We start from the raw sequence: 23346 nt of genomic DNA on the forward strand, positions 1-23346 counted from the left end.
GAGTCGGCCTTCGCGGCCATCGGTGCGCGGAGGCGTTTTCATGGGGCGGCTGACGTGCCCCTCGGCCCGGTTCGTCGGCCTGCGGTCGGGCCATCGTGCGCATCGGAGAGGAGCCAACGCGTGGCAGCCCGGACGCCGACGCTCGAGACGTTCCCGCCCCTGCGCGCCTGGCAGCGCAAGGCGTTGGTGGAGTACCTGCGTCGTCGCAGCGAGGATTTCACCGCGGTCGCCACGCCTGGCGCGGGTAAGACCACCTTCGCCCTGCGGATCGCCGCCGAGCTGCTGGCCGACGGCACCGTCGAGGCGGTCACCGTGGTCGCTCCGACCGAGCATCTGAAGACCCAGTGGGCGGAGTCCGCGGCCCGGGTCGGCATCCAGCTCGACGCCGCGTTCCGTAACGCCGATCTGCACTCCTCGGCCGACTTCCACGGCGCGGTGGTCACCTACGCGCAGGTCGGGATGGCCCCTCAGGTGCACCGGCGGCGCACCATGACCCGGCGGACGCTCGTCATCCTGGACGAGATCCACCACGCGGGCGATTCCCGTACCTGGGGCGACGGGGTGAAGGCCGCCTTCGAGCCCGCGGTACGCCGGCTGATGCTGACCGGTACCCCGTTCCGCTCGGACGACAACCCGATCCCCTTCGTCAGCTACGAGCGCGGCGAGGACGGTCTGCTGCGCTCCCGAGCCGACTCGGTCTACGGCTACTCCGACGCGCTCCGCGAGGGCGTGGTGCGGCCGGTGCTGTTCCTGGCGTACTCGGGGGAGACCCGGTGGCGCACCAACGCCGGTGAGGAGTTGGCGGCGCGGCTGGGGGAGCCGATGACGCAGGACCTCGTCGCCCAGGCGTGGCGTACCGCCCTGGACCCGGCCGGTGACTGGATGCCGCAGGTGCTGCGCGCCGCGGACGCCCGGCTGAGCGTGCTGCGGGAGGCCGGCATGCCGGACGCCGGTGGGCTGGTCATCGCCACCGACCAGCAGGCCGCCCGGTCGTACGCCAAGCTCATCGAGCAGGTGACCGGGGAGAAGGCCGCGGTGGTGCTCTCCGACGACGTGGGTGCTTCGGCCCGGATCGCGACGTTCGCTGCCTCTGAGCAGCGCTGGCTGGTCGCGGTGCGAATGGTCTCCGAGGGGGTGGACATCCCCCGGCTGGCCGTCGGTGTCTACGCCACAAGCGCCAGCACCCCGCTGTACTTCGCTCAGGCCATCGGGCGGTTCGTCCGGGCCCGCCGGCCGGGGGAGACCGCGTCGGTCTTCCTGCCCAGCGTGCCGCACCTGCTCGGGCTGGCCAGCGAGATGGAGACCGAGCGGGACCACGTGCTCGGCAAGCCGAAGGACCGAGAGGGCTTCGACGAGGACCTGCTGGAGCGGGCCCAGCGGGACGAGCAGGCAAGCGGCGAGCTGGAGAAGCGCTTCGCCGCGCTGTCGGCCACCGCCGAACTGGACCAGGTGATCTTCGACGGTGCCTCGTTCGGTACGGCCGCCCAGGCGGGCACCCCGGAGGAGGAGGAGTACCTGGGGCTGCCGGGCCTGCTGACCGCGGACCAGGTCGCCGCGCTGCTGTCCAAGCGGCAGGCCGAGCAGTTGGCCGCCCAGCGCCGCCGCGCCGCCGACCGGCAGTCCGAGGCGTCGTCGGCTCCGGTGGCGGCCCCACCGGCCCCGATGAGCGCCGCCCAGCGCCGGGTGGCCCTACGCCGACAGCTCAACGCCCTGGTCGCCGCCCGCCACCACCGCACCGGTCAACCCCACGGCAAGATCCACGCAGAGCTCCGCCGCCTCTGCGGTGGCCCTCCCAGCGCCCAGGCCACCATCGAACAACTCGAAGAACGCATAGCCACCGTCCAGACCCTCTGACCAGGGTCCACCCGGCCGCGTTTCGCCCCGTTGATCAAGAGGTTTGCGTCGCGCTCACCTGGGTGTCGCGACGCAAACCTCTTGATCAACAAGTGCCGGGGTGGGCAGTAAGAGGCCGGAGGCATCCAAAGGATGCCTCCGGCCTCTTATGTCGGGTTATGGATCTCAGTTGGAGATCAGGTCGGCACCACGCCAGGAGAACTCCGGGTCCGTCGCGTACCGCACGGTGATCTTCACGAGATCCTCGGCGTACTTGTTGGCGTGGTGTCCACAGAACACCAACTCACTGCCACCCGCGAGGGTGATCCGAAGCTTGCCAGCGGCATTGCAGCGGTCGCACCGTTCATCGGCGGCCGGGGGGCTCACCGTCTCGGGCGGCGGCGTGAGGGTCGGGGTCATCGCCTTCCTCCTCTGGTCGTCACCGATGAACACTCTCTTCGGTCTTGGTCACCTATCGTGCAACACCCATGTCGGGCCTCGCCTTCCCTGTGTGCCCCCGGGGGACCGAGGTCACACCTGGCACCGACAGTGTGCCGTGCACCCAGGGTGCCACGTCAACGATCACATTCGTGCAACCGCCTGATCACCATCCGGCGTTGACGCCAGGTGATCAAAACGACACTATCGGTTGACGATTGCTGATCAGTCGAGGTAGTCGCGGAGTACCTGGGAACGGGACGGGTGGCGCAGCTTGGACATGGTCTTGGATTCGATCTGTCGGATGCGCTCGCGGGTCACACCGTAGACCTGCCCGATCTCGTCCAGCGTGCGCGGTTGCCCGTCGGTCAGACCGAACCGCAGGCGTACCACACCCGCCTCACGCTCGGACAACGTCTGGAGCACCTGCTGGAGCTGATCCTGCAGCAGCGAGAAGGAAACCGCGTCGACCGCCACCACAGCTTCGGAATCTTCGATGAAGTCACCGAGCTGGCTGTCGCCCTCGTCGCCGATGGTCTGGTCGAGCGAGATGGGCTCCCGGGCGTACTGCTGGATCTCCAGCACCTTCTCCGGTGTGATGTCCATCTCCTTGGCCAGCTCCTCCGGGGTGGGCTCGCGGCCCAGGTCCTGGAGCAGCTCGCGCTGGATCCGACCCAGCTTGTTGATCACCTCGACCATGTGCACCGGGATGCGGATGGTGCGGGCCTGGTCGGCCATGGCGCGGGTGATGGCCTGGCGGATCCACCAGGTGGCGTAGGTGGAGAACTTGTAGCCCTTGGTGTAGTCGAACTTCTCGACGGCGCGGATGAGGCCGAGGTTGCCTTCCTGGATGAGGTCGAGGAAGGCCATGCCGCGACCCGTGTAGCGCTTCGCGAGCGAGACGACCAGCCGGAGGTTGGCCTCCAGCAGGTGGTTCTTCGCCCGCTCGCCGTCCCGGGAGATCCAGAGCAGGTCACGCTGCATGTCGCGGACGAGCTTCTCCTCGCCCTCCTCGGCGGCCCGCAGGCGCTCGGCGGCGTAGAGGCCGGCCTCGATCCGCTTGGCCAGCTCCACCTCCTGCTCCGCGTTGAGCAGCGGAACCTTGCCGATCTGCTTGAGGTACGCCCGGACCGAGTCGGCCGAGGCGGTCAGCTCCGCGTCCCGGCGGGCCTGCTTGAGGGCCTCGGACTCCTCGTCGTCCCACTCGAAGTCGTTGTCGCTGGCGGAGCTCGCCGCGTCGGCCTCGGCCGCCTGGGCCAGCTCGGCCGGCTCCTCGACCACCACGTCCTCGATCTCGGCGGCGAGTTCCTCGGGGTCGACGTCGCCCTCGGCACCCTCGCCCTTGGCCTTGCCGGCCGCCTTGGTGGGCTTCGCCGCGCTCGCGGCGGCCACCGTCGCCTTGGTGGCCCGGGTGGACTTCTTGGCCGGCACGGCGGCCTTGGCGGCCACCTCGGCCGTGGTGCCGGTGGTCTTGCGCGAGGTCGCCTTGCGAGGCGCCGGCGCGGTGGCCTCCTCGGCCGCGGGCGCCTGCTTCGGGGCAGGCGGTGCCGCCTTCTTGGTGGTCTTGGCGGTGGTGGCGCGGGAAGCCGGGGTCGCGGAGCGAGCGGCGGCAACCCGACGGCGGGTGCTGGCCGAGCCGTCGACCACCACGGTCACTCCAGCCTCGGAGAGCGCCCGCAGGATCTTCTTGGCCTGGGCCGGAGTCACCTCGGCGGACTCGACGGTGCGCGCGAGCTGGGCCGACGTGAGCTGGCCGCCGGCGCTCTGCGCGTGGGCGATCAGGGTGTCGGTGAGCGAGCGAACGTCGGCGCCGGTCTGGCGGGGTTCTGTCACGAATGACCTTCCGGAGGCGAAGAGCGAGCACGGCCGGATCGTCCGGCGCAGAGTGGTGCACCGTGCCGGGCGATGTGGTTGAGGAACCCCCGTGTCCCCGGCCGACCGGTCGTTCGGTCGCCCGTGGCGCGTGGGCAGGGGTGAATTGTAACGCCGTCTGCGGCGATCATCCTGCGCCGCACGGCTGATCGGCGACCGGGGCCGCCGATTCGGTGTGCTTGTGGACTTTGTAAGGATGATACCCGCGTGCGACCCGGATACCCGGCCGTGCGGGAAGGGGACGGATGATGGATCGCTCGTCGGCACCGGAACTGTTGGACATCGCGGTCGAAGTGGCCCGGAACGCCGCCGACACCGCGTACCGGATGCGGGCCGAGGGCGTCTCGGTCACGGCGACCAAGAGCACCGTCACCGACGTGGTGACCGCCGCCGACCGGGCCGTCGAGCGCCAGATCAGCGACGCGCTGCGGCGGCTGCGACCGGACGACGCCATGTTGGGCGAGGAGTACGGCGCGGCGCAACCGGGCAGCGACGCCCCGGCCCGGGTGCGCTGGATCGTGGATCCCATCGACGGCACGGTCAACTACCTGTACGGGCTGCCGCACTCCGCGGTCTCCATCGCCGCGGAGGTCGACGGCGAGGTCGTGGCGGGAGTGGTGCGCAACATCCACACCGGCGAGGAGTGGACCGCCACGCTCGGCGGCGGCGCCTGGCGTGACGGCCGACGGTTGCGCTGCTCCGCCGAGACCGACCTCGGACAGACGCTGGTGATCACAGGGTTCGGCTACGACCCGGCCCGCCGCGCCCACCAGGCACGGGTGGTGGCCGAGTTGATCCCGCACGTGCGGGACATCCGTCGTCTCGGCGCCGCCGCCATCGACCTCTGCCTGGTCGCCGAGGGCCGAGCCGACGCCTACTACGAAAAGGGGCTGGCGGCCTGGGACCAGGCGGCCGGCGCGCTGGTCGCCGCCGAGGCAGGTCTGCGGGTCGGTGGCCTCGGTGGGCGCGCACCGGGCCCGGACATGGTCATCGCCGCCCCGCCGGCGATCTTCGCCCCGCTGCACGATCGCCTGGTCGACCTGGACGCCGACGGCGGACCCTGACGCCGTTCGGCGGTCATCGTCGAGCCGGTCGTCCCGCGTCGACCCGCCGATGCCGGCCAGCCGGTTGAGCAGCGACTCGACCGGGCGGCCGGTGAGATCCGTCCGTCCGGTCGAGCGCACTGTCCACGTCACGGGATTCGAGTGGCCGGGTGGCCTGAGTCAGTTGCCGACCGGCATCGGGCAGGAACCCGGCGGCGCGACCGGCGCGCCGAGGTCACCGATGGACTGGTTGACCTCGGTGATGGTGGCCAGCTGCTGGAAGCCGTTGCCGAGCACGACGTCGACGACGTCGTCCGGACGTTCGGCGTTGTACTCCAGTTCGGCGTCGCCCAGGAAGTACGCCCGCAACAGGTGGGCCGACCCGACGCCCTTCGGGCCGTAGCGCAGCACCGCCACGTCGTCGATCTGCTTCTTCTCGTTTGCTTCCTTCTCCACCTGGAAGTCGCGGTTGCGGAAGTCGTCGCCGACGCTGGCGGCCAGACCGGGGCGGTCGGTGCCGTTGTACACGCGGATCTTGACGTCCTTGTGGTCGCGAAGAGTCACATCGGCGCGGGGCCAGTCCTCGGGGCAGCCTTCGGCGGCACCGGCGTTACTCTGGGTGTCCCGGACGACGGCGATCACGACGAAGACCAGGGCGACCACCGCCAGCGTGCCGACGATGACGAGTGCTCGCACTCGCGCAAAGCTCATCAGGGGCTCCTGGGCAGTGTTGGGTGGCGGCGACCGTCGACGGTCGGGCCGGCGGCCGTCTGGTACGCCGCTGAGGTTAACCGTTGTCCGACCGTCGCGTGGAAACAGTCCGACATGCCGGCGCGCCATCCGAGAACCGGGTAGTACTACCCCTATCTTCGTGTCGCCTGAGTCACATTGGGAACAAGTTCCCGTCCAGGGGCGTACATCTCAGCCACGAGGGCGGTATACATGCCTCGCCCAAAGGGGGGGTAGGGTTCCGCGCTCGCCGGGAGATTCTCTTGGCGGACTGGCCCGAGCGGTCGTCGGGTCGGGTGGCCGACACTAGCGGTGGCCGGCCAGCGGAACCGAAACAGCGTCGTCCGGCGTTACAACCGGAAGCGACAACATCGAAATGGGAGAGTGAAACCGATGGCCACCGACTACGACGCCCCGCGCCGGGACGAGGTCGACCTCGGCGAGGACAGCCTGGAAGAGCTGAAGGCCCGGCGTGTCGACTCGCAGTCGGGCGCCGTGGACGTCGACGAGGCCGAAGTGGCTGAGAGCTTCGAGTTGCCTGGTGCTGACCTGGCCGACGAGGAGCTGACGGTCAAGGTGCTGCCGATGCAGCAGGACGAGTTCCGCTGTGCCCGCTGCTTCCTTGTGCACCACCGCAGCCAGTTGGCGGTCGAGCGCAACGGCGAGTTGATCTGCCGAGAGTGCGTCTGACCGCACGTACGACACCACCGCACAGCGGCGGCTCCCCGCAGGAGCCGCCGCTGCCCGGCTCGGCGAGCGCTGCGCCGATCGACCTGCTTCACTCGTAATGGGATGGCCGCCGTGCCGGCGGTCGTCCAGCCGGGGAGGTCGGGCAGTGGACGAACGAACCATCGGCGTGCGGCGGTGGCGTCACCGGGTGGCGCGCGACGGAGCGCCGGCATGAGCGAGTGGAGCGCGGGCATCGACGACGGCGGTGCCGACGAACTGGGTACGACGGTCGCCGCCCTGACCGCCGACGACATCGAGCCCGCCACGCGGCGGCAGCTGCTGGTGCGACTGGTCCGGCAGGCCCGGGCCCGTGGCGTGAGCGGCCTGTTCAAGCCGAAGACGGCGCTGCGCTGGATGACCGACACGGTGGCCGAGATCGCCCCGCACGTGCCGATCCGTGACCTGTCCACCCTGCGCCGGCACTTTCCCGACCTGGACGACGAGGCGCTGGCCGATCGGCTGGTACGCAACGCCGCCCGGGCGACCGCGGGCATCGGCGCGGCAGGCGGGGGCGCCTCGGCCGTCCAGTGGACGGTCACGCCGACCCTGCTGTCCGCGCCGGTCCTGCTCGCCGCCGAGACGGTCGCCGTGGTGGCCATCGAGCTGAAGCTGACCGGGGAACTGCACGAGATCTACGGCGCGCCGCTGCCGGCCGGCGGTGCCCAACGCGCCGTCGCGTTGATGCAGGCCTGGGCCAACCAACGCGGGGTCAATCCGATGGTGCCCGGCGTGGGTATCGGCGCGGTGCTCGGCACGGCCGCCCGCCGCGAGCTGCGGGACACGCTGCTCAAACGCTTCGGTCGGAATCTGACCACGCTGGGGCCCTTCCTCACCGGTGCCGCGGTGGCGAGCTACCTGAACCGGCGGGCCACCCGTGCCCTGGCCGACCAGCTCCGCACCGACCTGCGTCGACAGCGGCGCAGCCTGCCCGGCTCCCCACCGACAGTGCCCGGCCCTCCGCCCGCACTACCCGGCTCCTGACCGGTCCCGAGGCGGGCGGTCAGCGGGTCGCGTCGCGGGCGGCCAGCAGGGCCTCGGCCAGCTCCACCGGGTGGCGGGTGCTGACCACCCAGAACGGGGTGGGGTCGGCCGGATCGTCGAGGACCACCTGGACGGCGCCGGAGATCCAGGGCCGTTGCACGACGAAGGCCAGCGGATCGGCCCCGACGCCGAGCACCTCACGACGCCCGTCGGCGTCCAGGGCGACGACGTCGGCGACGAACCGCGCCGGTAGCCGGGCGTCGTCGACCCGGAACTCGCCGTCGGTCACCGCGATCCGGATCCGGCCCAGCCAGGCCAGACCGGCGGCAGCGGCCGGCAGCAGCACCACGAACGGCAACCAGGCCCGTACGCCGGTCGCGCCCATCCACAACTCCACCGCGAGCAGGGCGGCGCTGGCCAGCCCGGCCAGCCACAGCCACCAGGGCAGGCGAAGCCGCTCGGCGTACGCCGGCACGGATGGTGCGGTGTGGGAGGGTGACACGCTCACTCATACCAGGGTACGGCGCGCGACCGCCGGGGTACCGGGCAGGATGGCAGGGTCACCCCAGCGCAGAAGACGAAAGAGGGAACCGTGACCGACGTGGTGCCCGTGCTGGTCCGGCAGCTCGATCCCGAGCTGCCGCTGCCCGCGTACGCCCATCCCGGTGACGCCGGTGCCGACCTGGTGGCGGCCGCCGACGTCGAGCTGCCGCCCGGCGGCTGGGCGCTGGTGCCGACCGGTGTGGCGATCGCGCTGCCCGAGGGGTACGTGGGCCTGGTCCACCCCCGATCGGGGCTCGCGGCCAGACTCGGCGTGACGGTGCTCAACGCGCCCGGTACGGTCGACGCCGGCTACCGGGGTGAGATCCTGGTCAACCTGATCAACCATGATCGGGCTGTGCCAGTGAAGATCTCCCGGGGCGACCGGATCGCACAACTCGTTGTGCAACGGGTGGAACGGGCGGCCTTCCAACCGGTGGCCGAGCTGCCCGCGTCCGGACGCGGTAGCGGTGGGCACGGCTCCACCGGCGGACACGCCGGTCTGGTGCCGCCGCGGGCGACCGACGGCGCGGACGGAAAAGATGGCACGGTGAGTGTGAACAGCGGAGGATGGACCCAGTGATCTTCTCCCGGAAGCGAGCCACGGGACGGCACGCCAGCGACGAGCGGGCCGTCGAGGCCCCGGACAGCGTCGAGGCGGCTCCGGCCGAGCCCGCGCGCGGCCCGTACGACGTCAGCGAGGCACCCGCCGGGGTGCAGCGACTCGACCTGGGCAGCCTCCAGATTCCGGCGGTGCCCGACGTCGAGGTGCGGGTGCAGGCCGATCCGCAGGGCGTGATCCAGCAGGTCGTCCTGGTGCACGGGCAGAGCGCCCTGCAACTCGGCGTCTTCGCCGCCCCGCGCAGCGAGGGAATCTGGGACGAGGTGCGCGAGGAGATCCGCCAGTCGCTGTTCAACGACGGTGCCGCCGCGCAGGAGGTGACCGGCGAGTACGGCACCGAGCTGCGGGCCCGGGTCCGCACCGAGGACGGCCTGACCGACCTGCGGTTCGTCGGGATCGACGGGCCGCGCTGGATGGTCCGTGCGGTCTTCCAGGGCGAGGCGGCGACCAATCCGGCCGCGGCCGGAGCGTTGGCCCGGTGCATGGAAGGGCTGGTCGTGGATCGCGGGATGGAGGCCAAGCCGGTACGCGAGCCGCTGCCGCTGCGGCTGCCGCGTGAGGCGGGCGAGCCGGCCGCGGCGGCGGATGCGGCACCCGGCGCGAGCTGAGGCGGTGCGCACCGTCCGGGCGTACGTCGTCGGCATCGGGACGGCCTCGCGTCGGCGTACGCTGGCGTGAGCCGTCCCGGGGCGGCCGGATGCCGGCACGGGTCGGCCGGTGTGGAGAGGGTGACGCGGAGGTCATGACCACCGACGAGGGTCAGGGTTCGCTGCGGCGGATGCTGCGCCGGTTCACCGCCAGCGAGGCCGAGATCGAGGCCCAGCAGTTGCAGCAGGAGAGCGCCCGTTGCGGCGGGGTGCCGGTGACCCAGTGCATGCGAGGTCAGGTGGTCTCCGTCGCCGGCCGGTTGCGTACCGTCGTCTACACGCCCCGGACCAACCAGCCGGCGCTGGAGGCGGACCTCTACGACGGCAGTGACGTCGTCACCCTGGTCTGGCTCGGCCGGCGACACATCACCGGGATCGAGCCGGGGCGACACCTGACCGCGCGGGGGCGGGTCGCGCTGCGCGACGACCGTAAGGTGATCTACAACCCGTACTACGAGTTGGAACCGTCGACGTGACGCTTGCGGCCCGGCGGATGAGAGACTGGCCGGACATCCCGGCACGACAGCACCGACTGCCTCGGAAAGGCGGGCGATGACCACCGGACAGCAACCGGCCACCCAACCGGACACCGGCCCCGGCGACGAGGAGCGGCTGCCCACCGTCGCCGAGCAGATGGCCGACCAGCTCGGCGGTTGGCGGGGGCTGGTCGAGTCCAGCATCCCGGTCGTGGTCTTCGTGGTCGTCAACATCGTCGGCGCGCTGCGCCCTGCGGTGATCGCCTCGGTCGGCGTGGCGGTGCTCATCGGTGGGCTGCGGCTGGCCCAGCGCAAGCCGGTGCGGCACGCGGTCAACGGCCTGTTCGGCATCGGCATCGGTGCCGCCATCGCCTGGCGCACCGGCGAGGCCCGGGACTTCTACCTGCCCGGCATCCTCTACGGCATCGGATACGGGCTGGCCCTGCTGGCCTCCGCGGTGATCCGTCAACCGCTGGTCGGCTGGCTCTGGTCGGTGCTGGTGGCCAAGGGCAGCTCCGCCTGGCGGGACGACCCGAAGCTGGTGCGGACCTTCACCGGGCTGACCGTGCTCTGGGGAGTGGTCTGGCTGGCCAAGGTCGGTGTGCAGGCCGCACTCTACCTCGCCGAGCAGGACACCGCGCTCGGCGTGGCCCGCCTGGCGTTGGGCTACCCGCCGTACGTCATGCTGCTGTTGATCACGGTTTGGACGGTCCGTCGGGTCACCCGCAACAACGAGCCGACCCCGCTGCCCGGTAGCTGACCGGCGCAGCCGCGCCGCTCAGCGCGACTCGCGGGTCCGCTCGACGCTGTCCGGGCCGAGCACCACCGCGCGGACCGCGTCCTCCACCTCGGTGGTGCAGACGAAGATCAGCTCGTCGCCGGCCTCGATCGGATCGTCCGGGCTGGGCACCAGCACCCGCTTGCCGCGCAGGATCGCCACCAACGCGGCGTCACGGGGCAGCGGCACCGCCCGCAGCGGCTGACCGACGTACGGTGCGGTGGGCGGCAACGTGATCTCGACCAGGTTCGCCTCGCCCTGCCGGAACGTCATCAGCCGTACCAGGTCGCCGACGGTCACCGCCTCCTCGACCAGGGCGGCCATCACGCGCGGCTTGCTGACCGCGACGTCGACGCCCCACTGCTCGGTGAACAGCCACTCGTTCTCGGCCCGGTTGATCCGGGCGACCACCCGAGGCACCGCGAACTCGGTCTTGGCCAGCAGCGAGACCACCAGGTTGGCCTTGTCGTCCCCGGTGGCCGCAACCACCACGTCGCAGCCGGCCAGGTCGGCCTCCTCCAGGCTGGTCAGCTCGCAGGCATCGGCGAGCACCCAGCGTGCGTCCGGCACCCGCTCGGGCCGCAGCATCCGGGGCTGCCGCTCGATAAGCATCACCTGGTGGCCGTTCTCGATCAGCTCCTGGGCGATGGAACGGCCCACGTTGCCCGCGCCGGCGATGGCGATCCGCATGATCACTGCCCTCCGTCCGGTGCCGCCGCGATCTCGGTGACCGTCGCCACCATGTCGTCGGTCACCAGCATGAAGATCTGGTCACCCTCCTGCACCACGCTGGAGGCGGTGGGCAGGGTGCCGATGCCGAAGCGCAGCAGGTAGGCCACCCGGGCCCCGGTGGCCTGTTCCAGCCGCTGCACCCGATGCCCGATCCACTCCCGGTGCACGGGCACCTCGATGATCGACACGGTGCTGGTCGGGTCGCGGAAGATCTCCACGTTGCCCTCCGGCAGCAGGTGTCGCAGCATCCGGTCGGCGGTCCAGCGCACGGTCGCCACAGTGGGGATGCCGAGGCGCTCGTAGACCTGCGCCCGCCGCTGGTCGTAGATGCGCGCGGCGACCCGGGACACCCCGAACGTCTCCCGCGCCAACCGCGCCGAGATGATGTTGGAGTTGTCGCCGCTGGAGACGGCGGCGAAGGCGTCGGCCCGTTCGATGCCGGCCTGACGGAGCACGTCGCCGTCGAATCCTGCCCCGGTGACGGTGGTCCCGGCGAACTCGGGGCCCAGGCGGCGGAACGCGTCAGCGTCCTGGTCGATCACCGCCACCGAGTGACCTCGGGACTCCAGGTTGTGCGCCAGGGTCGACCCGACCCGGCCACAGCCCATGATCACGATATGCACGCCGCCCTCCCAAGGTGCGCCCGTCACCGCGAGCCTGCCACGTCGTGACGCCAGGCGGGGACCGACGGTACTCCGCTCACGTTCGACACCCGCGCCGACCTCAGCCCGGTCCAGGACGACGGGAGCGGCGGCGTCAGCCGTACGCTTGGCGACCGTGGCCCGAACCCTGCTGAAGCGGCTGCTCGTCGGTCGACCGTTCCGGTCCGACCGGCTCAAGCACACCCTCCTGCCGAAGCGCATCGCCCTGCCCGTGTTCGCCTCGGACGCGTTGTCCAGCGTCGCGTACGCGCCGGACGAGATCCTGCTGATGCTCTCCATCGCGGGCGCCTCGGCCTTCGTCTTCTCGCCGTGGGTGGCCCTCGGGGTCGTCGTGGTGATGCTGACCGTGGTGGCCAGCTATCGGCAGAACGTGCACGCCTACCCCTCCGGCGGTGGCGACTACGAGGTGGCCACGGTCAACCTGGGCCCCCGGGCCGGGGTCGGGGTGGCCAGCGCGCTGCTTGTCGACTACGTGCTGACCGTCGCCGTGTCGGTCTCCTCCGGGGTGGCCAACCTCGGCTCGGTGATCCCGTTCGTCGCCACCCACAAGGTGCTCATCGCGGTCACCGCCGTGATCCTGCTGACCGCGGTCAACCTGCGCGGGCTCAAGGAGGCGGGCAGCGCCTTCGCCATCCCCACCTACGGGTTCATGATCGTGATCGTCGGCATGATCCTGACCGGGCTGGTCCGCATCGTGGTGCTCGGTGAGGACCTGCGGGCACCCAGCGCCGACCTGGTCATCGCCGCCGAATGGCACGACACCACCGGCTGGGCCATGGCGTTCCTGCTGCTGCGCAGCTTTTCCTCCGGTTGCGCCGCGCTCACCGGAGTGGAGGCGATCTCCAACGGCGTACCGGCGTTCAAGGCGCCCAAGAGCCGCAACGCCGCCACCACCCTGCTGATGCTCGGCCTGGTCTCGGTCACCATGCTGGTCGGCATCATCTGGCTGGCCCGGCTCACCGGGTTGCAGTTCGTCGAGGACCCGAGCCACCAGATCGTCGCCGGCCCCGAGGGGTACGTGCAGAAGACCGTCACCGCGCAGCTCGGCGAGACGATCTTCGGCTCCGGCTCGGTGCTGCTGTTCCTGGTCGTCGGGGTGACCGCCACGATCCTGTTCGTGGCCGCCAACACGGCCTTCACCGGCTTCCCGGTCCTCGGCTCGATCCTCGCCCAGGACCGCTACCTGCCCCGTCAACTGCACACCCGAGGCGACCGGCTGGCCTTCTCCAACGGCATCCTCTTCCTGGCCGCCTTCGCGATCGTGCTGATCGTCGGGTTCCAGGCCGAGGTGACCAAGCTGATCCAGCTCTACATCGTGGGGGTCTTCGTCTCGTTCACCCTCTCCCAGGCCGGCATGATCCGGCACTGGAACCGGCGCCTGCGTACCGAGCGGGATCCGCAGGTGCGCCGTCGGATGCTCCGGTCCCGGGCGATCAACACCTTCGGCATGGCGATGACCGGTGCGGTGCTGGTCATCGTGCTGATCACCAAGTTCCTGCTGGGCGCCTGGATCGCCATCGTCGCGATGGGCGTGATCTACCTGCTGATGCTGGCCATCCGCCGGCACTACGACCGGGTCGCCGTCGAGCTGGCACCGGACGACGGGCGGCCGGTGCTGCCGGCCCGCAACCACGCCATCGTGCTGGTCAGCAAGCTGCACCAGCCGACCCTGCGGGCCGTGGCGTACGCCCAGGCCACCCGGCCGGACACGCTGACCGCGGTGACCGTCAACGTGGACGACGTCGACACCCGGCAGTTGCAGACCGAGTGGGAACGTCGGGACGTGCCGATCCCGCTGACGGTGATCGACTCGCCGTACCGGGAGATCACCCGACCGATCCTGAACTACGTGGCAGGCGTCCGCCGGGACTCACCCCGCGACGTGGTCACGGTCTTCATCCCCGAGTACGTCGTCGGGCGCTGGTGGGAGAACCTGCTGCACAACCAGAGCGCACTGCGACTCAAGGGCCGGCTGCTGTTCGAGCCGGGTGTGATGGTCACCAGCGTGCCCTGGCAGCTCGCCTCGACAGCCGGCAAGGACCTCGACCGGATGGACGCCACCCTGGGGCGGGGGCCGGTGCGAGGCCCTCGGGCGGCGCCCCGAAGCACCCTCCCGCCGAGCGTCGCGCCGGTGGACCCCACGCCGATGGACCCCGTACCGGTGGACCCCGCGCCGTCCGGGCCGGGCCAGCAGTCGTCGAACGGAGAGACACGGTGAACGAGATGACCCTCCCGGTACAGCAGTCCGAGGCGGCCGATGGTCGCAGTGGATTGACCGAGGCCGAGCAGGTCGAGTTGACCGTGGCGGCGGTCGCCCCCGGCGGGCACTGCGTGGCCCGGGTGGACGGGCAGGTGGTCTTCGTCCGGCACGCGCTGCCCGGCGAACGGGTGGTGGCCGAGGTCACCGAGGTGCACCGCGGCTTCGTCCGGGCCGACGCGGTACGGGTGCTGGAGCCCTCGGCCGACCGGGTCGAGCCACCCTGCCCGTACGCCCGGCCGGGGCGCTGTGGTGGCTGCGACCTGCAACATGTCGCGGTGCCCGCCCAGCTGCGCTGGAAGACCGACGTGGTGCGGGAGCAGCTGATCCGCCTCGGCGGCCTCGACGAGGCCGGGTGCGACGCGCTGGACGTGCGGGTCGAGGCGCTGCCCGGCGGCCCGCTCGGCTGGCGTTCCCGGGTCCGCTACGCCGTGGACGCGGCGGGCCGGGCGGGTCTGCTCAGGCACCGCTCGCACGAGGTGGTGCCGGTCGACCGGTGCCTGATCGCCCACCCGGCCATCCAGGACCGGCCGGTGCTGACCTCCAGCGGCACCAGGTGGCCCGACGACGACACGGTGGAGGTGGTCGCCTCCACCGGCGGCGACGTGACGGTGACGGCCTCGACGGCGGGGCGTACCCGGCGGGTCAGCGGCCCGGAGCGGGTCCGGGAGCGGGCCGCGGGCCGGGACTGGCTCCTGCCCGCCTCGTCGTTCTGGCAGGTCCATCCCGCGGCCGCGGACACCCTGGTCGCCGCGGTACTGGAGCTGACCGGGCCGGGGCCGGGGGAGCGGGCCTGGGACCTCTACGGCGGGGCCGGGCTGTTCGCCGCGGCGCTGGCCGAGCGGGTCGGCGAGAGTGGCCGGGTCACCCTGGTCGAGGCGGCCGGCGACGGTGTCGCCGCCGCCCGGGAGAACCTGCGCGACCTGGCCCAGGTGGAGGTGGTGGCGGCCCGGGTGGAAACGGCGTTGGCCCGCCGACGGATCACCGGGCCGGTCGACGTGGTGGTGCTCGATCCGCCGCGGTCAGGTGCCGGAGCGCGGGTGGTGCGCGACGTGGTCGCCGCCGGGCCCCGGGCGGTGGCGTACGTGGCCTGTGACCCGGCCGCCTTCGCCCGGGACCTGCGGGTCTTCACCGATCTCGGGTGGCGGCTGGCCGCCTTGCGTGGGTACGACCTGTTTCCGATGACCCAGCACGTGGAGCTGGTCGGGCTGCTGTTGCCGACTTGAACGACTCCTGTTCCGGGTGTGGCGCTGACCTCGTGCTCAGCCTCCCCGGACCGGTGACCGGGCTGCGAGGTGGGCGAAGGCCGATAGACTCTGCGGTCATGAGTGCTGAAGAGGACACGGCCAACCAGGGCCGGCTGCTGGCCAGGGTGCACGGTCCGCAGGACGTCCGGCGGATGTCGGGCACCGAGCTGGACAACCTCGCCGCCGAGATCCGTGACTTCCTGGTCGCCAAGGTGTCGCGCACCGGCGGGCACATCGGCCCCAACCTGGGCGTGGTGGAACTCACCCTCGCCCTGCACCGGGTCTTCGACTCTCCCCGTGACCGGCTGCTGTTCGACACCGGCCACCAGGTGTACGTCCACAAGATCATCACTGGTCGGCAGGACGGTTTCGACCAGCTGCGCCAGCGCGGCGGGCTCTCCGGCTACCCCAGCCGGGCCGAGAGCGAGCACGACATCATCGAGAACTCGCACGCCTCCACCGCCCTGTCGTACGCCGACGGGCTGGCCAAGGCGTACGCGCTGCGCGGTGAGGCCCGCAGCGTGGTGGCCGTGGTCGGCGACGGGGCGCTGACCGGCGGCATGTGCTGGGAGGCGCTGAACAACATCGCCGCCTCCGGCAACCCCCTGGTCATCGTGGTCAACGACAACGGCCGCTCGTACGCGCCGACCATCGGTGGCCTCGCCGACCACCTGTCGACCCTGCGGCTCAACCCCGGCTACGAGAAGGTCCTCGACGCGGTCAAGGACGCACTCGGCTCGACCCCGCTGGTCGGCAAGCCGATGTACGAGGTACTGCACGCGGTCAAGCGGGGCATCAAGGACGCGGTCGCCCCGCAGGCGATGTTCGAGGACCTCGGCATCAAGTACGTCGGCCCGGTCGACGGGCACGACGTGGCCGCGGTCGAGACGGCGCTGCGCGCCGCGAAGAACTTCGGCGGCCCGGTGATCGTGCACGCGGTGACCCGCAAGGGTTACGGCTACCGCCCCGCCGAGGAGGACGAGGCGGACTGCTTCCACGGCCCCGGCGCCTTCGACATCGCCACCGGCAAGGCCACCGCCGCGCCGTCGGTGAAGTGGACGAACGTCTTCGCCGACGAGCTGGTCAAGATCGCCGACGAGCGGCCCGACGTGGTCGGCATCACCGCCGCGATGGCCGAGCCCACCGGCATCGCGAAGCTGGCCCGCAAGTACCCGGAGCGCACCTACGACGTGGGCATCGCCGAGCAGCACGCGGCCACCTCGGCCGCCGGGCTGGCCCTCGGCGGGCTGCACCCGGTGGTGGCGGTCTACGCGACCTTCCTCAACCGGGCCTTCGACCAGGTCCTGCTGGACGTGGCGATGCACAAGCTGCCGGTGACCTTCGTGCTGGACCGGGCCGGCATCACCGGCCCCGACGGCCCCAGCCACTACGGCATCTGGGACATGTCGGTCTTCGGCGTGGTGCCCGGCCTACGGATGGCCGCCCCCCGCGACGCCGCCACCCTGCGCGAGGAACTGCGCGAGGCGGTAGCCGTCGACGACGGCCCGACCGTGCTGCGTTACCCCACCGGCACGGTCGCCGCCGACCTGCCCGCCGTGCGACGGGTCGGCACCGTCGACGTGTTGACCGAGTCGGAGCGGACGGACGTGCTGCTGGTCGCCGTCGGCTCCTTCGGGCAGTTGGGCATGGAGGTCGCCACCCGGCTCGCCGAGCAGGGCTACGGGGTCACCGTGGTCGACCCGCGCTGGGTCCGCCCGGTCCCGGCCGAACTCGTCGAGTTGGCCGCCGGGCACCGGCTGGTCGTCACCGTCGAGGACGGCGTACGCATCGGCGGCGTCGGTGACGCCCTGGCCCAGGCCATGCGCGACGCCGACGTCCAGGTGCCGCTGCGCGACCTGGGCGTGCCGGCCGACTGGCACCCGCACGGCTCGCGTGCCCAGATCCTCGCCGACCTCGGCCTGACCGCCCAGGACGTCGCCCGCGACGTCACCGGCTGGATCTCCCGCCTGGACACCCAGACCGTGGAGGCCCTCCCGGTACCCACCAACAACACCCCCACCCACAACTGATCCACCCGCCGATCGACCAAGCAACCCAGCTCGATCGACTCGTCGCGTAGATGGACCGGCCCCGGTGACCTCCCCGGGGCCGGTCCATCCGTAAATCGGCGGCCGACTTCAACGGGGAACCGGGCGGCCCGGCGTGGCGCACTCTCCAGGCCCGTTCTCCGCGCCCGTTCTCCGCGTCTGCCTGGTTACCAGCGCACCGCGCAGGCGACGTCGCGCGAAGCCGGACCGATAACAGCGCGTGTGACGTGGGCAGTCGCCCATACCCCTGCGCGGCCCCTTTGCTCTGCTTCAACCCACGCAACGGTTTACCCTGCGTGTTTGACGCACGGCAACGGATGTTCCTCCCGATCTCTATTTGCATAGCTCAGGACCTATTGCGTGGGTTGAAGCAGAGCAAAGGCGCGGGGAGGGGTACCGAGAGGTCGGCTGTCCCTTGTGACGTTCGGTGACGGGGGTGGTGGCAAGGCCAGTCACTGGCAGTGACTTCCGGTGGGGATTGGACCGGCATCGGTCGGGTGGCCGGAAGCGGCGAGCGGGTCAGCGGTAGGAACGCCGTCCTGGTGTGGTCTCCGCCGTGCGACGGGGCGGTCAGCGGCGGTCTCCGCCGTTCGGCGGCGCGGTCAGGGGCGGTCTCCGTCGTGCGACGGGACGGTTAGCGGCGGGCGGGGCCGGCGGTGCGGTAGTGGGTCTTGTCGTCGGCGGCGAGGCTGAAGGTCTGGCGGCGCTCGGGCAGCGGCGCTACGACCAGGCCGGGGCGGTCGACCAGGCGGGTCGTGCCGGGTGGGACCGACAGGGTGGTGTCTTTGGTGGACCGCCAGCTGAGCACGACAAGTGGTTGACCGGGCACCGGCAGTTCGTAGACCTGCAACGGGCTGGTCCGGTCGGCGGGCGAGTAGACGAGCGGGGCGTCGTCGGCCGGTCGGTAGACCACGGCGCTCATCGTGCCGTCGGCGGTCTCCCAGGTCAGTTGCTCCAACTCGGCCGGTTCGCCTCCGTCGAGGGCCACCTCGCCGAGGGTACGGACGGCCACCTTCGCCATGGGCCAGGAGGCCGGCACTGAGTCGGGGGTGTCCCGGTCTCCCACCCGTCGGGTGACGCTGCCGAAGGGACCGTCCTTGTCGGCCAGTCGGCAGGTGTCGAGGCCGGTCAGCGCCCGGCGGCCCGAGCCGCTCTCGTCGCGGACCAGGGGATACCGCGGTGCGGTGATGCCGGTGCCGAGGTCGAGCAGCCGGTCGGCGGTGCGGCCCCGGGGCAGGGACGTGGTGGAACGCAGGGTGGCGGTCACCGTCACCGCGCGGCATTCCGGCACGTCGACCGGGTCGGTGAGACCGTCGGTGGCGGACAGGATCCGACCGTTCGGCCCGACCAGGCGGCGGACCCGTTCCGAGGTGAAGTAGCGCCGGCCGTCGGCCGCCTGCACCGGCAGCACGTCGGAGTAGACCAGGTAGCCGGGGTCGGTGTACTCGGTGGCATGGGTGACCTGGTATCCGTCGCCGTCACCCGTCAGTTGCAGCAGCCAGGAGGCGGCCTGGCCGGGCACCGAGGCGGCGACCAGGGCCAGCGGTGTGCCGCCGACCTGGCCGGAGTAGAGGATGCCGGACGACGGTACGTGCACCCGATCGTCGATCGGGGAGCGCCAGTCTCGTACCGCCCGGGTCGCCGCGGCCGTCGCGGCCGGGTCCTCGGCCAGTGAGCCGCGTGGCGGCCAGACGGTCAGCGAACCGTCCAGGCTGTCGTAGCCGACCCGCAGGTCCTGCGGGCGGCGCTCGGCCACCGGGCCGCAGGCGGCGACGGCGACCAGCAGTGCCGACAGGCTGGTGGCCGTCAGGCCGCGCCAGCGGGCTGGACCCACCTGTTACGCCCCCGATCGCGTCGGTCGTCGTTTCGGAGGGCAATAGTACGAGATGTCACGCCCAAGCTCCTCTCCGCCTCACGCTGCCCCGCCTCACGCTGCGTCGCATCGGTGCGCATCGACCATAGGGGACGGCCCGTCAACTTGGGTGCTATTTCCCTACTCGGGTAGACTCCGCCGACTGTGACGCCTGCCGAGACCCGCGCCGCAATCCCGCCGAAAACCGACGTCACCACAGACCTGCCAGCCGAACCCATCACTGAGCGTGAAGATGGGCGAGGTTCCGTTGTGTCGGATTCTACTGTGGATGGTGGGACGACCGGCGGCGGGTCGAACCAGGCGGACGCCATCCCGAAGCGTCGGTTCCGATGGACCCCCCGTCGGGTGGATCTCGCCGTCTTCGGCGGGTTCCTGCTCGTCGCGGTCTGGGTGACCAGTCAGATCTGGGCGGACCCGGCCGGCCGGGTCGCCTCGCTGTACAGCAGTGACCCGGCGCAGGTGCAGTTCTTCCTCGCCCACTCGGTACGGGTGGTGCTGCACGGGGAGTTCCCGTTCTTCACTGAGCAGTTCAACTATCCCGACGGGGTCAACCTGATGGCCAACACGGCCATCCTCGCGCTGGGCATCCCGATGGTGCCGGTGACGCTGCTGTTCGGACCGGCGGTCACCTTCGTGGTGCTTGTCACCCTCGCCCTCGCGGGCACCGCCTCGGCGTGGTACCACGTGCTGTCCCGGCACGTGGTGAGCAACCGGCTGGCTGCCGTGGTGGGCGGCTGGTTCTGCGGATTCTCACCGGCGATGCTCTCCCACGCCAGCTGGCATCCGAACATCATCAGCCAGTTCCTGCTGCCGTTCATCGTCTGGCGGGTCATGGTGATCACCCGCTCGACCCGGCCGTACCGGGACGGGGCGCTGCTGGCGCTGCTGGTCACCGCGCAGGCGTTCATCAACGAGGAGATCCTGCTGTTCACCGCGATGGGCTGCGGGATCTTCCTGATCGCGGTGGTCGTCCAGCGTCCCGCGCTCTGGTCGACGGCCTGGCGGCCGCTGGGCAAGGCGGTGGCCACCTGCACGGTGATCGCCGGTGCGCTGCTGGCGTACCCGCTGTACATCCAGTTCGCCGGGCCGATGGCGTACCACGGGCTCAGCGACGCGGTGCGTGACTACGGCAACGACATCGCCGCCTACCTCGCCCCCGGATCGCCGACCATCGGCGGCAACCAGCGGGCCAACGTCAACCTCGCACCCAACTACTCCGAGGAGAACGCCTTCTTCGGCTGGAGCCTGGCGCTGATCGCCGTGGGCATCGTGCTGTGGCTGCGGCGGGAGGTGCTGGTCCGGGCGTTGGCGGCCACGGCCGCGTTCTACGCCCTGCTCTCCCTCGGCGAGCGCATCACCTGGTGGGACCGGGAACTGATCGTCGGACCGTGGGAGTGGCTGGTCCGACTGCCGCTGCTCGACGCCGTCGTACCGACCCGGTTCGGCATGATCACCAGCGTGGTGGTGGCGATCCTGCTGGCCCTGGCCATCGAACGCAGCCGAACGCTGCCGCTGGACCCGCGCACCCTACGTACGCTCACCGCCGGTGGGCTGGTCCTCGCCCTGCTGCCGATCGCGCCCATGCCGCTGCCGATGACCACCCGGCCACCCGTGCCGGAGTTCATCACCTCCGACCGTTGGCGTGCCTACGTCGGACCGGATCAGACGCTGGTGCCGATCCCGGTGCCGAGCATGGGCAACACCAACGGCATGCGCTGGGCCGCCGCCACCAACCTCGACTTCAAGATGCCGGGCGGGTACTTCCTCGCCCCGCGCAACGGCAACACCGGCGACCCGGGCCGGTTCGGCGGTCGGCCCAGCGGCATCGGCCGGCTGCTGGAGGAGGTCGCGACGACCGGGCGTACGCCTGAACTGAACGACCGCCAGCGGCGCCGCTCCCTCGACGAGTTGCGGCAGTGGCGGGCGGCGGTCCTGGTGTTGCCGGTGAGCCAGCCGCACTCGGAGCCGCTGCGGCAGACCGTCGAGCAACTCGTCGGCCCGGCCCGCCAGGAACTGGACGTCTGGGTGTGGGACGTACGGGCGTTGACCGACCGGACGGCCTGATGCCGGTCGGCACAGCCGAACGCCCCGTCCAGCCCACCACCCGCCGCCGGTTGCGGCTTCCCCGTACCCCGGATGTCGCGGTGGTGGCCGGATACCTGGCGTTGGCGGCGTGGCTGACCAGCCGCCAGTGGGGCCGCCCGGACCGGCTGTTCCACCAGGCCGGGGACCAGATCCTCTTCGAGTGGATGCTGGCCCGCGCCGCCCGGGCCGTGGCGGGGTTCGAGAATCCGCTGTGGAGCGACGCGCTCAACGCCCCCGGCGGGGTGAACCTGATGGCCAACACCTCCGTGCTCGGGCTGGGCGTGCCACTGACCCCGGTGACCCTGCTGTTCGGCTCGCAGACCGCGTTCGTGGTGGCGGTGGTCGGCTGTCTCGCCGGCACCGCCACCGCCTGGTACGTGTTGCTGCACCGGCGGCTGGTCCGGTCCCGGGCGGCTGCCGCGATCGGTGGGCTGATCTGCGGTTTCGCTCCCGGAATGGTCGCCCAGGCCGGGGCGCACCTGCACATGGCCGCCCAGTTCCTGGTGCCGGTGATCCTGGCGCTGGTGTTCCGTGGCGAACCCGGCGGCCGGGTGTGGCGGTACGGGCTGCTGCTCGGGCTGGCCGTCACCTACCAGGTCTTCCTTGGCGAGGAACTGCTGCTCTTCGTGGCGCTGGCGGCCGGGGTGTTCGCACTCGGGTACGCGCTCGCCGACCGGACGGCGGCCCGCCGACTCGCCCCCGGGCTCGCCGCCCGGATCGGGATCGGCGCGGTGGTGGCGGCAGCGCTGCTGGCGTACCCCCTGTGGTTTCAGTTCTTCGGCCCCGGCCACTACCGGGGCATGCCGTTCTACGCGCACGCCTACCAGCTCGACGCGGCGTCCTTCCCGGCCCTGGCCCGGCAGACCGTCCTCGGGGACGGCCGGGACAGTGCCCTGCTGGCACCCAATTCGACCGAGGAGAACTCCTTCTTCGGGCCGGCACTGCTGGTGCTGGCCGTGCTCGCCACCGCCTGGCTCTGGCGTCGGCCACTGGTGCGGGCGCTGGCCGGGTGCGGGGTGGTCTTCGCCCTGCTCTCCCTCGGCAACCCGGTACGCCTCGACGCGGAAGTCACCGAGCTGGTCGGGCCGTACCGGCTGATCTCCGGGTTGCCGTTGCTCGACCACGTGGTGCCGGCCCGGTTCGCGCTGGTCTGCGTACCGGTGCTGGGGATGCTTGTGGCGCTGGCCGCGGACCGGGTCGCCCGGCAGTGGGCCTCCACCCGGACGGGGATGCGGCTGCTCTGGGCCGGTGCGCTCACCGCCGCACTGCTGCCGTTGACGCCGACTCCGATCCGGACCGTGCCGGTCTGGCCGGTGCCGGCGTTCGTCGCCGACGGCACCTGGCGGGCGTACGTGCCGGCCGGGCGGACCCTGGTGGCGGTGCCGCCGGTCACCAACCACGGCCGCAGCCCGGCGATGCTCTGGTCGGCGCGGACCCGGCTGGCGTTCACCGCACCGGGTGGCTTCTTCATCGGCCCGAAGGCCGCGGACGACCCGACGGCCCGCTGGGGTGCCCCGGACCGGCCCACCTCGGCGCTGCTGCGCCGGGTGGCCGACACCGGTGAGCTGCCGTCGATCACCGACGCGGACCGTCGGCAGGCGGTGGCGGACCTGCGGCACTGGCGGGCGGCGGTGGTGGTGCAGGGCGAACTGCGCCACGGCGACCCGGTACGTCGTACCGTCGAGGCCCTGCTCGGGCCGCCCCGCCCGATCGACGGCGCGTTCGTCTGGGACGTCCGCCCGCTGGTCGGCTGA

20 protein-coding genes are annotated in these 23346 nt (G+C 71.5%); 13 read left to right on the forward strand and 7 right to left on the reverse strand.

Going from position 1 to position 23346, the window contains the following annotated elements; all coding sequences use genetic code 11:
- The first annotated feature begins 120 nt into the window (after nucleotides 1-120).
- Nucleotides 121-1854, forward strand: coding sequence for a DEAD/DEAH box helicase (locus C1A38_RS07730; protein WP_102657146.1), 1734 nt, complete (start codon nucleotides 121-123; stop codon nucleotides 1852-1854).
- A gap of 165 nt (nucleotides 1855-2019) precedes the next feature.
- Here C1A38_RS07730 and C1A38_RS07735 read toward each other — a convergent pair whose 3' ends face one another.
- Together C1A38_RS07735 and C1A38_RS07740 are read right to left on the reverse strand one after the other, a co-directional pair.
- A complete protein-coding gene (locus C1A38_RS07735) occupies nucleotides 2020-2253 on the reverse strand; it encodes a DUF7455 domain-containing protein (protein WP_013732296.1) in 234 nt (77 codons plus the stop codon).
- Nucleotides 2254-2496: 243 nt separating this feature from the next.
- Nucleotides 2497-4104, reverse strand: coding sequence for an RNA polymerase sigma factor (locus tag C1A38_RS07740; protein WP_102657147.1), 1608 nt, complete (start codon nucleotides 4102-4104; stop codon nucleotides 2497-2499).
- A gap of 284 nt (nucleotides 4105-4388) precedes the next feature.
- On the opposite strand from C1A38_RS07740, the gene C1A38_RS07745 reads away from it, so the two are divergent.
- A complete protein-coding gene (locus tag C1A38_RS07745; RefSeq protein WP_502696924.1) occupies nucleotides 4389-5207 on the forward strand; it encodes an inositol monophosphatase family protein in 819 nt (272 codons plus the stop codon).
- Between the two features lie 159 nt (nucleotides 5208-5366).
- Here C1A38_RS07745 and C1A38_RS07750 read toward each other — a convergent pair whose 3' ends face one another.
- The gene (locus tag C1A38_RS07750) at nucleotides 5367-5882 is read right to left on the reverse strand and encodes a LytR C-terminal domain-containing protein (RefSeq protein ID WP_199180132.1); all 516 of its coding nucleotides are present in this window, start codon (nucleotides 5880-5882) and stop codon (nucleotides 5367-5369) included.
- Nucleotides 5883-6308: 426 nt separating this feature from the next.
- Here C1A38_RS07750 and C1A38_RS07755 point away from each other — a divergent pair, with 426 nt between their 5' ends.
- On the forward strand, nucleotides 6309-6605 hold the full coding sequence (locus C1A38_RS07755; protein ID WP_007075406.1) for a DUF4193 domain-containing protein: 297 nt from the start codon (nucleotides 6309-6311) through the stop codon (nucleotides 6603-6605).
- 210 nt (nucleotides 6606-6815) lie between these two features.
- Nucleotides 6816-7625 carry a hypothetical protein gene (locus C1A38_RS07760; protein WP_102657149.1) on the forward strand — a complete coding sequence of 270 codons (810 nt, stop codon included), beginning with the start codon at nucleotides 6816-6818 and terminating at the stop codon, nucleotides 7623-7625.
- 19 nt (nucleotides 7626-7644) lie between these two features.
- Here C1A38_RS07760 and C1A38_RS07765 read toward each other — a convergent pair whose 3' ends face one another.
- A complete protein-coding gene (locus tag C1A38_RS07765) occupies nucleotides 7645-8133 on the reverse strand; it encodes a DUF3093 domain-containing protein (RefSeq protein ID WP_377680482.1) in 489 nt (162 codons plus the stop codon).
- A gap of 84 nt (nucleotides 8134-8217) precedes the next feature.
- Between C1A38_RS07765 and dut the strand changes: the two genes are divergently transcribed.
- The 4 genes from dut (at nucleotide 8218) to C1A38_RS07785 (ending at nucleotide 10670) form a co-directional block, all read left to right on the forward strand.
- Nucleotides 8218-8748 carry a dUTP diphosphatase gene (gene dut / locus C1A38_RS07770; RefSeq protein WP_102657151.1) on the forward strand — a complete coding sequence of 177 codons (531 nt, stop codon included), beginning with the start codon at nucleotides 8218-8220 and terminating at the stop codon, nucleotides 8746-8748.
- The gene (locus tag C1A38_RS07775; protein ID WP_102657152.1) at nucleotides 8745-9395 is read left to right on the forward strand and encodes a DUF3710 domain-containing protein; all 651 of its coding nucleotides are present in this window, start codon (nucleotides 8745-8747) and stop codon (nucleotides 9393-9395) included. The genes dut and C1A38_RS07775 overlap by 4 nt, the downstream gene beginning before the upstream one ends.
- 134 nt (nucleotides 9396-9529) lie before the next feature.
- The gene (locus C1A38_RS07780) at nucleotides 9530-9910 is read left to right on the forward strand and encodes an OB-fold nucleic acid binding domain-containing protein (protein ID WP_102657226.1); all 381 of its coding nucleotides are present in this window, start codon (nucleotides 9530-9532) and stop codon (nucleotides 9908-9910) included.
- A gap of 76 nt (nucleotides 9911-9986) precedes the next feature.
- Nucleotides 9987-10670 (forward strand): DUF3159 domain-containing protein, encoded by a 684-nt coding sequence (locus C1A38_RS07785; protein WP_102657153.1) that lies wholly within the window; start codon nucleotides 9987-9989, stop codon nucleotides 10668-10670.
- Between the two features lie 18 nt (nucleotides 10671-10688).
- Here the strand turns inward: C1A38_RS07785 and C1A38_RS07790 are convergent, their stop codons facing one another.
- Nucleotides 10689-11378 (reverse strand): potassium channel family protein, encoded by a 690-nt coding sequence (locus tag C1A38_RS07790; RefSeq protein WP_193386294.1) that lies wholly within the window; start codon nucleotides 11376-11378, stop codon nucleotides 10689-10691.
- Nucleotides 11379-11380: 2 nt separating this feature from the next.
- Nucleotides 11381-12043 carry a potassium channel family protein gene (locus C1A38_RS07795; protein ID WP_102657154.1) on the reverse strand — a complete coding sequence of 221 codons (663 nt, stop codon included), beginning with the start codon at nucleotides 12041-12043 and terminating at the stop codon, nucleotides 11381-11383.
- A 154-nt stretch (nucleotides 12044-12197) separates the two neighbouring features.
- Between C1A38_RS07795 and C1A38_RS07800 the strand changes: the two genes are divergently transcribed.
- The 3 genes from C1A38_RS07800 (at nucleotide 12198) to dxs (ending at nucleotide 17616) form a co-directional block, all read left to right on the forward strand.
- Nucleotides 12198-14300, forward strand: a complete 2103-nt coding sequence (locus C1A38_RS07800) for an amino acid permease (protein ID WP_102657227.1) — start codon at nucleotides 12198-12200, stop codon at nucleotides 14298-14300.
- 5 nt (nucleotides 14301-14305) lie between these two features.
- Nucleotides 14306-15565 (forward strand): class I SAM-dependent RNA methyltransferase, encoded by a 1260-nt coding sequence (locus C1A38_RS07805; RefSeq protein ID WP_102657228.1) that lies wholly within the window; start codon nucleotides 14306-14308, stop codon nucleotides 15563-15565.
- Between the two features lie 98 nt (nucleotides 15566-15663).
- Complete coding sequence (dxs, locus tag C1A38_RS07810; protein ID WP_102657155.1) at nucleotides 15664-17616, forward strand: 1-deoxy-D-xylulose-5-phosphate synthase; 1953 nt, start codon at nucleotides 15664-15666, stop codon at nucleotides 17614-17616.
- Nucleotides 17617-18268: 652 nt separating this feature from the next.
- Here the strand turns inward: dxs and C1A38_RS07815 are convergent.
- Nucleotides 18269-19468, reverse strand: a complete 1200-nt coding sequence (locus tag C1A38_RS07815) for a hypothetical protein (protein WP_102657156.1) — start codon at nucleotides 19466-19468, stop codon at nucleotides 18269-18271.
- 348 nt (nucleotides 19469-19816) lie between these two features.
- Here C1A38_RS07815 and C1A38_RS07820 point away from each other — a divergent pair, with 348 nt between their 5' ends.
- Together C1A38_RS07820 and C1A38_RS07825 are read left to right on the forward strand one after the other, a co-directional pair.
- Nucleotides 19817-21571: a DUF6311 domain-containing protein gene (locus C1A38_RS07820; protein ID WP_102657229.1), complete on the forward strand. Its 1755-nt coding sequence runs from the start codon at nucleotides 19817-19819 to the stop codon at nucleotides 21569-21571.
- Nucleotides 21571-23346, forward strand: a complete 1776-nt coding sequence (locus C1A38_RS07825; protein WP_233196697.1) for a hypothetical protein — start codon at nucleotides 21571-21573, stop codon at nucleotides 23344-23346. Before C1A38_RS07820 ends, C1A38_RS07825 begins: the two co-directional genes overlap by 1 nt.

This window comes from Verrucosispora sp. ts21, from assembly GCF_002879555.1.
GTDB classification, from domain to species: domain Bacteria; phylum Actinomycetota; class Actinomycetes; order Mycobacteriales; family Micromonosporaceae; genus Micromonospora; species Micromonospora gifhornensis.

Coding starts and splice junctions, on each gene's coding strand:
- C1A38_RS07735 (WP_013732296.1), bottom strand. CDS start 2,253: ATGACCCCGACCCTCACGCCGCCGCCCGAGACGGTGAGCCCCCCGGCC.
- C1A38_RS07745 (WP_502696924.1), top strand. CDS start 4,389: ATGATGGATCGCTCGTCGGCACCGGAACTGTTGGACATCGCGGTCGAA.
- C1A38_RS07755 (WP_007075406.1), top strand. CDS start 6,309: ATGGCCACCGACTACGACGCCCCGCGCCGGGACGAGGTCGACCTCGGC.
- C1A38_RS07760 (WP_102657149.1), top strand. CDS start 6,816: ATGAGCGAGTGGAGCGCGGGCATCGACGACGGCGGTGCCGACGAACTG.
- C1A38_RS07780 (WP_102657226.1), top strand. CDS start 9,530: ATGACCACCGACGAGGGTCAGGGTTCGCTGCGGCGGATGCTGCGCCGG.
- C1A38_RS07785 (WP_102657153.1), top strand. CDS start 9,987: ATGACCACCGGACAGCAACCGGCCACCCAACCGGACACCGGCCCCGGC.
- C1A38_RS07790 (WP_193386294.1), bottom strand. CDS start 11,378: ATGCGGATCGCCATCGCCGGCGCGGGCAACGTGGGCCGTTCCATCGCC.
- C1A38_RS07805 (WP_102657228.1), top strand. CDS start 14,306: ATGACCCTCCCGGTACAGCAGTCCGAGGCGGCCGATGGTCGCAGTGGA.
- dxs (WP_102657155.1), top strand. CDS start 15,664: ATGAGTGCTGAAGAGGACACGGCCAACCAGGGCCGGCTGCTGGCCAGG.
- C1A38_RS07825 (WP_233196697.1), top strand. CDS start 21,571: ATGCCGGTCGGCACAGCCGAACGCCCCGTCCAGCCCACCACCCGCCGC.